Here is a 13,502-nt window from a genome sequence, read left to right as displayed (position 1 = left end):
CAAGACGGAGCAGCTGTATGCGCTTTATGCTTCTGATCCCCGCAATCGGATTGGTGGCCGCCTGTAACACGGTGGCCCCTGTAGGTGGCACGGATTTCAACACGCCTTCATATCAGGCGCAGCGTGAGGCGCAATTGGCGGGGCAGGGCTACACCGGGAACCCGCTGCTTGGCCCGGTTGAGGTGTCGGAACAGCAGCTTGGCGCACCAGGGACTGGCGCTCCGCTGCCAACTGGCGAGAATGCTGACTTGGCCTCGGCAACAGCTGCAGCTTTGGCCAATACATCCGGCCAACCCACATATGTTCCGCCTGCGTCAACGGTTGAAGATCCGATCAACAACGGAATCTCTGATGAACAGGATTTTGACGCGGTTTCGGATCGCCGAACCATCGAATCCGACGCAGCGCGGATTGAACAGAACCGTCAGACCTACGAGGTCGTTGCACCGACCGCCGTTCCGGCGCGTGGGTCGGACGGCCAGCCCAATATCGTGCAATACGCACTGAACACCTCGAACCCGGTGGGAACCCAGCTCTACAGCCGCGCCGGGTTGAACCTGCAAGCCAAGGCGCAACGCAATTGCGCGCGCTTCCCGTCTCCGGATCAGGCCCAGATCGAGTTCCTCTCCAATGGCGGACCCCAGCGGGACCGCAAGGGGCTGGATCCGGATGGTGACGGCTACGCCTGCGGCTGGGACCCGAGCCCGTTCCGCAGTGCTGTCAATAACTGAGCCACCAACACTCATCTGGCACCCATCGCCTAACTTCGGTGAACGAAGGGATGGGCTGAAGCCATCTTTGGTGGTCATCCACTACACTGCGATGGACAGCGCGCAGGCGGCACTGGATCGCCTGTGCGATCCCGAGGCTGAAGTTTCTGCGCATTATCTTATCGGTCGTGACGGAACCGTGTGGCAGATGGTGCGGGACGAAGACCGTGCGTGGCACGCAGGGGCTGGAAGCTGGCGGGGCTGGAGTGATATCAATTCACGTTCGATCGGGATCGAACTTGATAACTCTGGTTCAGTTCCGTTTTCCGAGCCGCAGATGGCAGCTCTTGAAAGGCTTCTTTCAGGATTGCTTGAGCGTCACGGAATCAAACCTTGGCGCGTGATCGGACATTCAGACATGGCGCCTGATCGGAAACAGGATCCTGGCCCTAGATTCGATTGGGATCGCCTCGCGCGTCATAAGCTTGCGATGGGGCCAACGGTCCTGAAAGGAATTTGCCTTGATGAAATGCCGCCACATGACGGTCATTTTACGTTTGTTGCAAAAAGAGCCGGCTATCCGGACGCACCCATAGCTGACTTGCTTAGGGCATTCAGAATCCGATTTGCGCCGACCAGACACGGGCCATTGTCCAGAAAAGATATGGGCGATATCGAAAGGCTGGCCGGTTTGATGGAACGTCTTGACGGTATCCGAGCAGAAGTTTAACCGACATTCTGCGCGGAGGGCCGGATGGCCGCTGGGGTGCAAGCCCGAGAGGAAAGTCCGGACTCCACAAGACAACGGTGCCGGGTAACGCCCGGGCGGGGCAACCCGACGGAAAGCGCCACAGAAATCAGACCGCCCGCGACTTCGGTCCAGGGTAAGGGTGAAACGGTGGGGTAAGAGCCCACCGCGCCGCTGGCAACAGGGGCGGCACGGCAAGCCCCACCGGGAGCAATGCCAAATAGGGTCCCCGCGCGGGAAGGTCGGCGTCAGCCGATACCACCGCTAAGCGCGTCTTGGCCGAGAGGGACCGGGTTGGCAGCTTGAGCCGCGCAGCAATGCACGGCCTAGAGGAATGGTCATCGAAGGGGGTAACCCCGGAACAAGATCCGGCTTACAGGCCCTCCGCGCGTATTTCCCATCACTTGCCCGGTGGCGCATAGGCTCCGGTCAATTTTGCGGCTTTCTTGGTAACGGCGACAAAGTCTTTCGCCTTCCAAGCACGTACCGTTTCAACTTTCGACACCGCGCCCGATGCGGCGACTGCCATGCCAACCGCTACGGCGTCCGTACCGTCCGGGGCTTCGCTAATGACAACCACGTCGTTGCTGCCTGTCGTCATATAGAAACCCAAAAGCTTACCGCCGACCTTTTTTAGCAAAGCCCTGACAGGCGCTGTGCGGTCCGCAGGTTTCTTCAGCATTCCCTTTACTCCATCCTGCGAATAGGACGCGTAGGTAATGAAAATGGGCATGACTACCTCCTGTTGAAAGTTGATGCGGGACCTATAATCAGGCCGATCCCTTAGCCTTCTTGCGTGTATCGGCTCATTGCGAGGGACGTCACGCTGAGAGCCGGGCATAGCCCGTGGACAGGTGTTGGCTGCAATTCCAGCCCATCGAGTATGCGAAGAATGTTTGCAGTAACCCAGCGACCGCGGCGAAGGCGCGCCCGCCGCCAGATCATTGGCGTCTTTGACTGTGATGATCCCCCCCAAGTGATCAAAACCTCTGCTGGCAGAGCATCTCACCTGATTGTGGCGCCTCGGGGTCCGAGCCTGATGTTGGCTTCTTTTCTTGGGTATAATCGCGCGACCATATCACAGAACCGTGAGCCTACCAAATCAGCGCGGGGCTTACATGTAGGAATTGTGCGCTTTACGGGCGGAATCCGGTTGACTCAGCCGCGCGACCGGGTAAAAGCGCACGCTCATAGGAATTCAACCGAAAGGCCCCTGCCTTTTCGGACGCAGGAGATAACCATGGCGAAGCCGACGACAATCAAGATCCGTCTGAACTCGACCGCGGGCACGGGCCACTTCTACGTGACCAAAAAAAACGCGCGCACCATGACCGAGAAAATGACCATTCGTAAATACGATCCGGTCGTTCGGAAGCATGTCGAGTACAAGGAAGGCAAGATTAAGTAATCTGCCATCCAACTTGGACAGTTTCAATGGGTTCTGCCACGGCAGAACCCTTTTTTGTTGTGGGTGCTTCCGGGTGAGGAGCTTCAAGGCGTATCACGCCGTTGCAACGAAGCATCAGCGGGCAGGGCAATCGGGTCCGCAGTGGGTTGCTTTTTGCAGGGGGTTGCCCCTACGCTTCAACAAACCGTTCCAAAATGTTGGCCGTCATGAAAAAAATCTTGTTATCCACAATGACCGTCTTGGCCCTTGCAGCCTGCGAAGACCCCTATAACCGCGAAGGAGTCGGGTTCACGGGAATCGATGGTGAACCCCGTTCAATCTCGGACGTGCCGGGTGCAGCCGCTTTCCTGCCGCCGGCAACGAATGTACCGGCTGAACTGGCCGTCCTGCCTGCGGTGCCCGTGGTCCGCGATCAGACCGACCCTGAGAAAGTGGCGCGTGTTGCAATCGACAATGGCGGACGCAGCGACACTGACGCGGTGGTTCTGACCGGCTCCGACACCAACCTGTTCCTAAGCACGGTTCGAGTGAACGGCACGCTGTACGGTGTTCTGCGTACCGCGAACAACAGCACCCGCGTGGACAACGCAGTCGGCGCAACCTTTGGCCGCGATGCGGAGCAATTCACCGGCTGCTTGCCAGCGGGGGACGTGTACCGCAAAGGCTCTTCCGAGCGCAGTTCGGGGTTTGCAGTGGCACTGAACTGCAGCTGACCGAACCTGTCACAAAGTATAGCAAAGGCCCCGCCGATTGGACGGGGCCTTTTTCGTGCGGGCGTTGGGGCTGCAGTTCTAGGAGCGCCTCGGCCGGATAATGGGCAAAAAGAAAGGGGCGGACCATTGCAGGCCCGCCCCAATTGATTTCGTTAAAGCAGCAGGTGCTATTCTTGCTGCCCCATGAACATCAGCAGGAACTGGAACATGTTCAGGAACGAGATGTACAGGCTCAGCGCGCCGTCGATAGCCGCTTTGTCCAGCCACTCCTGATCACCGTGGGTTGCGTGGGCAACGTAGGTGTTCTTGATGTCCTGCGTGTAGAACGCCGTCAGGCCAGCAAAGATCAGCACGCCAATCGCCGAGATCGCGAACATCATCGCGGGCGATTGCAGGAACAGGTTGATGACCATCGCCACCAACAGGCCGATCACACCCATCATCAGGAACGTACCCATGCCGCTCAGGTTGCGCTTGGTGGTGTAGCCAAACAGGCTCAGGCCAGCAAAGGCGATCGAGGTCACGATGAACGTCTGCGCGATCGAGTAGGGGGTGTAGATCATGAACACCGAACTCATCGACACGCCCATCACGGCAGCGAAGACGAAAAAGCCCAGTTGCACGGTCGCAGCCGATCCCCGGCGCATCAGCGCGCCCCAGCCAAAGATCAGGAACGCCAGCGGCGAGAAGATCACAAGCCATTTCAGCGGCGACAGGAACAGAGTCTGCCCCAGGCCGGTCAGGTAACGATCAGCGCCAATCTGAATGCCTGTCGCGGTCGGATCCGCGGTCACAGCAAGACCGGCAATCGCCCAAGCGGCGAGCGCCGTAATCAGCATGCCCACGGACATTGTGCCGTAGACTTTGTTCATGTGGGCGCGCAGGCCCTCGTCAATCTGGGCAGCGCGCGCGCCGGTCGCCGTCCGGATCGTGTCAAATTGTGCCATTAAGGGTCTCCCTTCACATCATTCTTATCGTGGTCCGAAAAGCGGACCCCGTTCCTCGCAAATATCGGCAACTGCGGGTCACGTTTCAAGGGTTTAGCGCCGGAATCCGGCTAAAACACGAAACAAAAATGGCGACCAGCGTGTGCAGGTCGCCATTCATTGAGAAAAGATGAATGCCAGAGTCATTTTTGCCAGAATTCCGGCGCATCCCAGATTGGGCGGGCGGCCTCGGCTTCAGCTTGCTCGTGGGTGATTCCGATGTCTTCCAATGCCCGCGCGTCCAGTCTTGCCAAGCTACGGCGTTGACGGTGCAGTGAAAGCGCATCCCACAGAAGAGACAGGCCAAAACGGCGGCGGGGCGGACAAGGGCGATTAATGGCAATTTGGGTCATAATATATGTCCTTTCTTGGTTTTTCGATGAATTTTCACCGTCTCATCAAGTTCCTTGATTTATATGGCGTAATGAGGCACATTTTGAAAATGAATGTTTATGAAGTAACACATAAGGATTCGTGAACATGCGAAATCTGGACATTACAACACTGCGGTCGTTCGTGGCGGTGGCGGATCAGGGTGGGGTAACGCGCGCCGCCGGTTTCCTGCACCTGACGCAATCCGCCGTTTCAATGCAGTTGAAGCGGCTAGAAGAATTGCTGGGCCTCGAACTGCTGGATCGTAGCGGCCGAACCATCGCGCTGACTGCGTCGGGTGAGCAACTGCTGGCTTATGCCCGCCGCATGATCGCGTTGAATGATGAGGTGATCTCGAAACTCACCGATCAGGCGTTTGAGGGTGAGGTGGTGCTGGGCGTGCCGCATGACATTGTCTATCCAGCGATTCCCCGAGTGTTGCAGCGCTTCAATGCGGACTTCCCGCGGGTGAGGGTGCAGTTGGTGTCTTCCTACTCGATTCAACTGAAAGACATGCTTAAGCGCGGCGAGTGCGACTTGATTTTGACGACCGAAGCGAACAGAGGCGATGGCTCCGAAACCGTCGCGGAACTACCGCTGCGCTGGATCGGCGCACCCGGAGGATCGGCTTGGCGCAAACGGCCGATTCCCATTGCTGTGGGACGTCGTTGCATGTTCCGGCCACAGATGATCGCGGCGCTGGATGAAGCAGGCCTGCCATGGGAGCTGTCGGTTGAGACCGAAAACGATCGTACTATCGAGGCGACCGTCTCTGCCGATCTGGCGATTCACGCCATGCTGGATGGCACCGAGGCGGCGCATCTGGTGCAGATCGATGACGGCGGCGTGCTGCCCGATCTGCCTGCGCATATGATCAATCTGTACGGAGGGGAGCCCGGGCGCGGCCCAGTGGTCGAGGCACTGGCTGACCTCGTCCGGCAGAATTTCCGTATGCTCGGTAGTGCACCCCTGAAGGCGGTTGTCGGCTAGGGCGTGATCACGACCTTGCCGGTCGCTGCGCGGTCGCGCAGCAGCCGCAGGCCCTTTTCGGCCTCGGATAGAGGCAGAGTGTTGCTGATATGGGGCTTGATTTTCCCTTCGGCGTGCCAACGAAACAGGGTTTCAAAGCTGTTCTGCACAATCTGTGGGCGGAAGGTTAGGTAGCCTCCGATATAGAACCCGATCACCGTGAGGTTCTTGACCAGCAGGTGGTTGGCGGGAATCTGCGGAACCTCTCCGCCTGCAAAGCCGATGGGCAGCAGGCGCCCTTCGGGATTGGTGGCGCGGAAGGCGGCTTTGAACACATCGCCACCGATTGCGTCATACACCACGTCTGCGCCGCCAAGTTCTTTGACGCGCGTGCGCAGATCCTCGGACGCGTCTATCAGGTGATCCGCCCCGGCGGCCTGTGCTACCGCCAGCTTGTCTGCGCCTCGGGCCTGAGCGATCACGGTCGCACCCATCAGCTTGCCGATTTCGACCGCCGTCAGGCCGACACCACCCGCCGCGCCAGTGACCAGCAGGGTTTCGCCGGGCTGTAGGCGCGCGCGGTGGTCTAGCGCGATGTGACTGGTGCCATAGGCGATCTGGATGGCAGCGGCATCTTCGAAGCTCATCGAATCGGGCATAGGAATCGCACGGTCTGCGTCGAACACACCGAATTCAGCCAAACCACCCTGGCCGGAGTAGACCGCGATCCGGTCACCGGGTTTCAGATGCGATACACCGGGGCCTGTCGCATCGACCACACCGGCGATTTCCAATCCCTGCGTAAATGGGGCCGGCGGCGTGTCCTGGTACGTCCCCTTCTGCATCAGCAGATCGGCGAAGTTCAGGCCGCAGGCCTTAATTGCGACACGAACCTGTCCTTCCCGGGGTTTGGGGATGTCTATATCGCAAAGCTGTGCGGCCGCGCCTTGGGATGGAATTCTGTAGGCCAGCATGAGTGCGCTCCTGTAGTTTGGAGCATAGGTTCTTGCCGCTCGGGGTTTGTCAATCTCTTACCCCGCATGAGGTGTTGCGACCATGCCAAGCTTACCCTGCGGTAGGAACGTGTGCCGGGCTGATATGACACAACTTTAAATCTCTGCCCCGGGAAACAGATTCAACCTTCTTGAAAAAATGCCCAAAAAGGGCAATATTGTCTGAGGTGCTGATTTGGGGGCATGTTCCTGATTAGGAAGTAGTTAAGGGCGGCTCGCTAGTGTTGCGTAAAAAGGCTTGTCGCGCACTCAGATCGGTTGTGTGTGTAGTTTAGAGGAGAATACCAATGACCCATCACGTCGATGTCCATGTGGGCAAGCGCGTCCGGCATCGCCGCTGGCTGATTGGCATGACCCAGCAGCAGTTGGCGCAGCAAGTTGGTATTAAGTTTCAACAGATTCAGAAATATGAAACCGGTGCCAACCGTATCAGCGCTTCCCGTCTGTGGGACATCGCCGAGGCATTGGATGTGCCTGTCAGCTTTTTCTTTGAAGGTCTGGAAGAGGCTGAAAAGGAAGCAACCGGCAAAAAATCGGTTCCGGCTGATCTGATGGGGGACAAGGAAGCGCTGGATCTGGTGCGTTCCTACTATGCCATCCCCGAAAACCAGCGCCGCCGTTTGTTCGAACTGGCCCGCGTGCTCAGCGACGTCGCCTGAGCCAACGGGGTTGACTTTGGCATGCGCGGGCCGCACGGGTAGCGCATGCAAGAGACAACGTTAAGCGATCTGGATGTTGCCGAAGAAATGGCCGACGCTGCGCGCGAGGCCATTCTTCCGTTTTTCAGACAATCCAATCTTCAGACCGACAATAAACTGGCCGAGGGCTTCGATCCGGTAACGGTTGCTGACCGAAATGCCGAACAGGCCATGCGTGCGGTGCTGGCCAAACGCCGGCCCAATGACGGTATTTTTGGCGAAGAGTTCGGTCAGGATGAGGGCACCAGTGGCCGGACATGGGTGTTGGACCCGATCGACGGCACGCGCGGTTTCATCAGCGGCACGCCGACTTGGGGTGTATTGATCGCGCTGAGTACACAAGACGGCCCAATCATGGGTGTCATCGACCAGCCCTATATCGGTGAGCGTTTTGTGGGGGCCGCCGACATAGCGCATATGTCCGGGCCGACAGGCTCGGCGCAGCTGAGAACCCGCCCGACATCCAGCCTGGATCAGGCGATACTGTTCACGACTTTCCCTGAGGTTGGCACACCCAAGGACCGCGCGGGTTTCGAGTCCGTGGCGCAGCATGTGCGCCTGACGCGCTATGGCATGGATTGTTATGCCTATGCCCTGCTGGCTGCGGGGCAGGTTGATTTGGTGATCGAGGCTGGTCTGAACGCCTATGACATTCAGGCGCCGATTGCGGTGATCGAAGCGGCTGGCGGTGTTGTCACCGACTGGCAGGGCGGCCCGGCGCATGAAGGCGGGCGCGTGTTGGCGGCTGCGAACGCTGAACTACACGCAGCGGCGCTGGAGCTTTTGCGCCAACACTGAAAGTGATTGCCGGCTCTGAACCGGTCGGGTAGGGTATGGCCGGCTGGTTCTTGTGCCCGTTTTCCGCCAGCCAAAGCTCTTCTTGCACGAAACGGGTGTAAAGCAAGGGGGGCGGAATGACCGAAATCCTAATTAAAAATGCAGACACCATCCTGACGATGGACGACACGCGCCGTGAACTCTCTGGCGCGGATATCCTGATCCGTTGTGGGCAGATCGAACAGATCGGCCACGGCCTGCCGACTTCTGGCGAAATTCACGATGCGGCGGGCTGTGTCGTGACGCCGGGCCTGGTTAACACCCATCACCACCTGTACCAAACACTGACCCGCGCGGTACCCGGCGGGCAGGACGCGCTTTTGTTTGGCTGGCTGAAGACGCTCTATCCTATCTGGTCCCGGTTTGGGCCGGAAGAGATGTTCGTGTCGGCTCAGATCGGATTGGCCGAACTGGCCCTGTCCGGGTGCACGCTCAGTTCCGACCACCTGTATCTGTACCCGAACGGTGCACGGTTGGATGACACGATAGCAGCGGCCACCGAGATCGGCCTGCGCTTTCACCCCACGCGCGGTGCCATGAGTATTGGTGAAAGTGACGGAGGCCTGCCGCCGGATTCGCTGGTCGAAAAAGAAAAGGCCATCCTCGACGACATGATCCGCGTGGTTGATGCGTTCCACGACCCGTCAGAGGGGTCGATGGTCCGCGTTGGGTTGGCCCCGTGTTCGCCGTTTTCCGTTAGCCGCGATCTGATGCGGGATTCTGCGGTTCTGGCGCGCGACAAGGGCGTGATGCTGCACACCCATCTGGCGGAGAATGACGAAGATATCGCCTATTCACAGGCACAATTCGGCTGTCGTCCGGGGCAGTATGCCGAAGATCTGGGCTGGACCGGTTCGGATGTCTGGCACGCCCATTGCGTCAAGTTGGACGGGGCCGAGATAGACCTGTTCGCCAAGACTCAGACCGGTGTCGCACATTGCCCTTGTTCCAATTGTCGTTTGGGGTCAGGCATTGCGCCGGTGCGCGCCATGCGCGACCACGGCGTTCCGGTCGGTTTGGGCGCAGACGGGTCCGCAAGCAATGACAATGGCAATCTCATGCTCGAGGCGCGGCAGGCGATGTTGCTGCAACGGGTTGCGAACGGTGCGGATGCCATGTCCTCGCGCGAAGTGCTGGAGATCGCAACGCGCGGCGGTGCCGATGTTCTGAACCGCCCCGACTGCGGGCGGCTGGAACCCGGCAAGCGAGCAGACATTGCCATCTGGGACACGCGTGGCATCGAAAGCGCCGGCAGTTGGGACCCGGCGGCGTTGCTGCTGGCTGGGCCGATGAAGGCGAAGCATCTGTTTGTCGAGGGGCGTCAGATTGTGCGCGACGGGCATGTCACTACGTTAGACATGCCGCGTGTGATCGAGCGACAGAACCAGTTGGCCCGCGCCCTGCAGCCTTAGTGGCTGACGCGTTCACCAGCGATCCAAACCTCGGAGATCGCCCGGTCGTCGCCCATCATGATGGTAGGGAAGATGGCCTCCCACAGATCGTCTGCGCAGGCCTCGCGCTGGGCGATGGCAGGGGTCGAGGCGAGGTCAAGGACGATCAGATCGGCCTCCATCCCCGGCGCAACGTTGCCGACGCAATCGTCCATCCGCAGCGTGCGCGCCGATCCGACGGTACCCAACCAAAGCAGCTGAGCGGCATGCAAAGGCGCGCCCCGCAGCTGCCCGATTTCGTAGGCGGCGGCCATGGTGCGTAGCATCGAAAAGCTGGACCCGCCGCCGGTATCCGTTGCCAGACCAACCCGGTGGCCGTCCCGCATCAGTCCGGTCATGTCGAACAGACCCGACCCGATGAACGTGTTCGAAGTCGGGCAATGGATCAGCGCCGCGTCCACCTCGCGAAGCCGGTCGCGTTCACGGGCTTCCAGATGGATGACGTGGCCGTAGACACCATGCGCACCGAGCAGGCCGAATTTCTCATAGGTATCCAGATAGTCGCGCGCCTCGGGGAAAAGCTCGCGGACCCATGCGATCTCGTCGGTTTGCTCGCTCAGATGGGTTTGCATCAGGCAATGCGGATGTTCGGCCCAGAGCGCGCCCATCGCCTCAAGCTGCTCGGGCGTGGAGGTGGGGGAAAAGCGCGGAGTGATGGCGTAAGACAGCCGGTCGACACCGTGCCATTTCGCGAGCAATGCATCAGACTGGTCATAAGCCGTCTGCGCGGTGTCCCGCAGCCCCTTGGGTGCGTTGCGGTCCATGCAGGTTTTACCGGCGACGACACGCTGATTGCGCTGTTGCGCGACGGTGAAAAATGCATCTACGCTTTCAGGGTGGATGGTGCAGAAACTGCACATTGTCGTGGTGCCATGGGCAGTCGTTAGATCGAGATATCGGTTGGCGATCTCGGACGCATAGGCGGGATCGCTAAACTTCATCTCTTCGGGGAAGGTATAGGTGTTCAACCAGTCGATCAGGCGCTTGCCCCAACTGGCGATCATAGCGGTCTGGGGGTAGTGAACGTGGGCATCCACAAACCCGGCCATGATCACATGCTGGCCATGATCCACCACGGTGGCGTCCGGATGGGCAGAGCGCAGGCTGTCGGCATCCGCCACGGCGGCAACGCGGCCGTCTTCGACCAGTACCGCCTCGCTGATTTTGACGGCCTCGGTCGGCTCGCCCTTGAACGGGGAACCGGTGAAACTCAGAACACGCCCTTTCAGCAGCGTTTTTTGCGCCATTTTTCTTCATCTCCGCCTGTATGGGACCGTGAAACAGCATAGGCGGGCGAAACTTGTCGGTAAATCGCCGCATTGTCATTGTTTTCCGGTAGCAGCTTCTTCTAATTAGGGGCCAATGACCGAATGATACGGGGGCAGACATGACGACAGGCTTTGATGAACCCGTAAATGACGCGCACAGCGATGAAGATGTCTATGCGTTGGATCGCAAGACCGTAGCGGCCATTTTGTACGCGGTCGATGTAGACGACCGGGACAAGCTGGTTGAGCTGATGGAGCCGTTGCACCCGGCCGACATCGCCGACCTTTTGGAACAGATCAATCCCTATGACCGTGCACGTCTGATCCGTCTATATGACAAAGAGTTCGACGGCGACATCCTCTCGGAACTCGATGAGGCGGTGCGCGAAGAGGTCATCAACGTGCTGCGCCCGGATGTTCTGGCCGACGCTGTGCGCGACATGGAAAGCGACGATGTTGTCGACCTGCTGGAAGACCTTGAAGAGCCGCAACAGGAGGCGATCCTTGACGCGCTGGAGGATTCTGAGCGGATCGCGGCCGAACAGGCGCTATCCTACCCCGAGAACTCGGCCGGTCGTCTCATGCAGCGCGAGGTGGTCATGGCGCCCGAGCATTGGTCGGTGGGGCAGGCCATCGATTTCATGCGGGCCAACGACGATCTACCTGAACAGTTCTATCATGTGGTGCTGGTCGATCCTCGGCTGAAGCCCGTGGCGCAGGTCACGCTGGGCAAGTTGATGGCCACACGGCGCGAGGTGCCACTGCATGACATCGCCGAAGAGGAGTTCCACTCCATCCCCGTCGATCAAGACGAGGAAGACGTGGCCTATGCCTTCAACCAATACCACCTGATCTCGGCCCCTGTTGTGGACTCAGATGGACGGCTGGTTGGCGTAATCACCATCGACGACGCCATGGTCGTTTTGGATGAAGAACACGAAGAAGATATCCTGCGTCTTGCAGGCGTTAGCGACGAAAGCTCGATCTCGGACAGTGTGGCGGCGACCAGTCGGCGGCGTTTGCCGTGGCTGGCAGTTAACCTGTGCACAGCGATCTGTGCTTCGCTGGTGATTTCACAGTTTGAGGCTGCGATTGATCAACTGGTGGCGCTGGCGATTCTGATGCCGATCGTGGCGTCGATGGGCGGCAACGCGGGGACGCAGTCGCTGACGGTTGCGGTGCGGGCGCTGGCGACGCGCGACCTAACCAACGCCAACGTCATGCGCGTGATCCGGCGGGAACTGCTGGTGGGGATGCTGAACGGGCTGTGTTTTGCCATCGTACTGGGGACGGTCGGTATGATGTGGTTTGATTCTCCGATGCTGGGTGTCGTGATCGGGTCGGCCTTGGTCGTGAACATGATCATCGCAGGCTTTGCAGGTACGGTAGTACCGGTTGTGCTGGACCGCATGGGTGTTGACCCTGCGCTGGCATCGGGAACCTTTGTGACGACGACTACGGATGTCATGGGGTTCTTCATCTTTCTTGGGCTTGCCAGCGTGGTGCTACTGTGACCGATCTGACCGAAATCAAAGCTGCCGCGCGCAAAGCGGCTTTTGCGCGCCGCAAGGCTGCGTTTGACACGCGCTTGCCCGGAGCAGCAGGACGGCTGTCCGAGGTTCTGGCCGGGCACAGGGGCGTTCCGATTTCTGGCTATATGCCGATCCGCACTGAGATTGATCCGCTGGCCGCAATGGCCGAGGCCTCGGCCTATGGCCCGGTCGGTGTGCCGGTGATTCAGGCCGCCGGGCAACCGCTGAAGTTTTCGCGCTGGACGCCCGAAGGGGTGCTGATAGATGGCCCGTTCGGCGCCAAGGTGCCCGAGGTCGATGACTATTTCGACCCCGAGATCCTGATCGTACCGCTGGTCGCGTTTGACGCGCAAGGCGGACGGCTAGGCTATGGCGGTGGGTTCTATGATCGCACATTGGAAGGCCTGCGAGCTAAACGCCCGACGCTGGCCATCGGTTTCGCCTTTGACGCGCAAGAGGCCGAAGGGTTGCCTTTGGAGCCCACCGATCAGCCGCTGGATATGGTGATCACCGAAAGCCGGGTGCTGACGTTTTCGGCCTGATCGCTTCAGGTCGGGCTGTTTTCGCGGAAGTATTCCCAGGCATCGACTTCGCGTCCGTCCGGCAGAATGCAGACGCCCGATTGCCCGTTGTCACCGTCGCGAATTTCGTACTTCGCACCGCTTTCCACACAGAACGTAGCCGCGGGGTTAGCCAGTTCGGCTGAGGAGTCTGGTGGGGGCACGTCGTCGCAAGCGGCGAGTGCGATCAGGCCAACAGTGGCGGTAAGGGCGCGAGTCATAAAGATTCTCCTGTTT

Annotated in this window: 16 protein-coding genes and 1 other RNA gene; 11 read left to right on the top strand and 6 right to left on the bottom strand. The window is 59.5% G+C overall.

The features are described 5' to 3' along the window. The first annotated feature begins 17 nt into the window (after nt 1-17). The 3 genes from ACXAGD_RS11765 to rnpB all read left to right on the top strand — a co-directional run bounded on the left by ACXAGD_RS11765 (nt 18) and on the right by rnpB (nt 1,850). The gene (locus ACXAGD_RS11765; RefSeq protein ID WP_475210815.1) at nt 18-731 is read left to right on the top strand and encodes a hypothetical protein; all 714 of its coding nucleotides are present in this window, start codon (nt 18-20) and stop codon (nt 729-731) included. Then, nucleotides 724-1,440: an N-acetylmuramoyl-L-alanine amidase gene (locus ACXAGD_RS11760; RefSeq protein WP_475212580.1), complete on the top strand. Its 717-nt coding sequence runs from the start codon at nt 724-726 to the stop codon at nt 1,438-1,440. The genes ACXAGD_RS11765 and ACXAGD_RS11760 overlap by 8 nt, the downstream gene beginning before the upstream one ends. A gap of 12 nt (nt 1,441-1,452) precedes the next feature. Continuing rightward, an RNA gene (gene rnpB, locus ACXAGD_RS11755) (RNase P RNA component class A) lies at nt 1,453-1,850 on the top strand. 8 nt (nt 1,851-1,858) lie between these two features. Here rnpB and ACXAGD_RS11750 read toward each other — a convergent pair. Then, nucleotides 1,859-2,191: a GYD domain-containing protein gene (locus tag ACXAGD_RS11750; protein ID WP_475210813.1), complete on the bottom strand. Its 333-nt coding sequence runs from the start codon at nt 2,189-2,191 to the stop codon at nt 1,859-1,861. 507 nt (nt 2,192-2,698) lie between these two features. Between ACXAGD_RS11750 and rpmG the strand changes: the two genes are divergently transcribed. Next, complete coding sequence (gene rpmG / locus ACXAGD_RS11745) at nt 2,699-2,866, top strand: 50S ribosomal protein L33 (protein WP_037309480.1); 168 nt, start codon at nt 2,699-2,701, stop codon at nt 2,864-2,866. 230 nt (nt 2,867-3,096) lie between these two features. Next, nucleotides 3,097-3,579: a hypothetical protein gene (locus ACXAGD_RS11740; RefSeq protein WP_475210811.1), complete on the top strand. Its 483-nt coding sequence runs from the start codon at nt 3,097-3,099 to the stop codon at nt 3,577-3,579. Between the two features lie 167 nt (nt 3,580-3,746). Here ACXAGD_RS11740 and ACXAGD_RS11735 read toward each other — a convergent pair whose 3' ends face one another. Then, on the bottom strand, nt 3,747-4,526 hold the full coding sequence (locus tag ACXAGD_RS11735) for a Bax inhibitor-1/YccA family protein (RefSeq protein ID WP_475210809.1): 780 nt from the start codon (nt 4,524-4,526) through the stop codon (nt 3,747-3,749). Between the two features lie 182 nt (nt 4,527-4,708). After that, the gene (locus ACXAGD_RS11730) at nt 4,709-4,918 is read right to left on the bottom strand and encodes a DUF1127 domain-containing protein (RefSeq protein WP_475210807.1); all 210 of its coding nucleotides are present in this window, start codon (nt 4,916-4,918) and stop codon (nt 4,709-4,711) included. 127 nt (nt 4,919-5,045) lie between these two features. Between ACXAGD_RS11730 and ACXAGD_RS11725 the strand changes: the two genes are divergently transcribed. Then, nucleotides 5,046-5,927 carry a LysR family transcriptional regulator gene (locus ACXAGD_RS11725; protein WP_475210804.1) on the top strand — a complete coding sequence of 294 codons (882 nt, stop codon included), beginning with the start codon at nt 5,046-5,048 and terminating at the stop codon, nt 5,925-5,927. Here the strand turns inward: ACXAGD_RS11725 and ACXAGD_RS11720 are convergent. Next, entirely contained in the window at nt 5,924-6,880 is a 957-nt protein-coding gene (locus ACXAGD_RS11720; protein ID WP_475210802.1) for an NADPH:quinone oxidoreductase family protein, read from the bottom strand. The two genes, ACXAGD_RS11725 and ACXAGD_RS11720, sit on opposite strands and share 4 nt — an antisense overlap. Before the next feature lie 326 nt (nt 6,881-7,206). Between ACXAGD_RS11720 and ACXAGD_RS11715 the strand changes: the two genes are divergently transcribed. The 3 genes from ACXAGD_RS11715 to ACXAGD_RS11705 all read left to right on the top strand — a co-directional run bounded on the left by ACXAGD_RS11715 (nt 7,207) and on the right by ACXAGD_RS11705 (nt 9,866). Beyond that, complete coding sequence (locus ACXAGD_RS11715; RefSeq protein WP_058280151.1) at nt 7,207-7,578, top strand: helix-turn-helix domain-containing protein; 372 nt, start codon at nt 7,207-7,209, stop codon at nt 7,576-7,578. A gap of 45 nt (nt 7,579-7,623) precedes the next feature. Continuing rightward, nucleotides 7,624-8,415, top strand: a complete 792-nt coding sequence (gene hisN / locus ACXAGD_RS11710) for a histidinol-phosphatase (protein WP_475210801.1) — start codon at nt 7,624-7,626, stop codon at nt 8,413-8,415. Nucleotides 8,416-8,531: 116 nt separating this feature from the next. Beyond that, nucleotides 8,532-9,866 (top strand): 8-oxoguanine deaminase, encoded by a 1,335-nt coding sequence (locus tag ACXAGD_RS11705; RefSeq protein WP_475210799.1) that lies wholly within the window; start codon nt 8,532-8,534, stop codon nt 9,864-9,866. Here the strand turns inward: ACXAGD_RS11705 and guaD are convergent. Continuing rightward, nucleotides 9,863-11,152 carry a guanine deaminase gene (guaD, locus tag ACXAGD_RS11700; protein WP_475210796.1) on the bottom strand — a complete coding sequence of 430 codons (1,290 nt, stop codon included), beginning with the start codon at nt 11,150-11,152 and terminating at the stop codon, nt 9,863-9,865. The two genes, ACXAGD_RS11705 and guaD, sit on opposite strands and share 4 nt — an antisense overlap. Nucleotides 11,153-11,292: 140 nt before the next feature. On the opposite strand from guaD, the gene mgtE reads away from it, so the two are divergent. After that, nucleotides 11,293-12,687, top strand: a complete 1,395-nt coding sequence (gene mgtE / locus ACXAGD_RS11695; protein ID WP_475210793.1) for a magnesium transporter — start codon at nt 11,293-11,295, stop codon at nt 12,685-12,687. Then, on the top strand, nt 12,684-13,247 hold the full coding sequence (locus ACXAGD_RS11690) for a 5-formyltetrahydrofolate cyclo-ligase (RefSeq protein WP_475210791.1): 564 nt from the start codon (nt 12,684-12,686) through the stop codon (nt 13,245-13,247). Before mgtE ends, ACXAGD_RS11690 begins: the two co-directional genes overlap by 4 nt. A gap of 5 nt (nt 13,248-13,252) precedes the next feature. Here the strand turns inward: ACXAGD_RS11690 and ACXAGD_RS11685 are convergent, their stop codons facing one another. After that, nucleotides 13,253-13,486, bottom strand: a complete 234-nt coding sequence (locus ACXAGD_RS11685) for a putative hemolysin (RefSeq protein ID WP_475210788.1) — start codon at nt 13,484-13,486, stop codon at nt 13,253-13,255. Between the last annotated feature and the right edge of the window lie 16 nt (nt 13,487-13,502).

The organism is Ruegeria sp. ABF4_144 (assembly GCF_056160045.1).
This window is presented reverse-complemented; position numbering and strand designations above follow the sequence as displayed.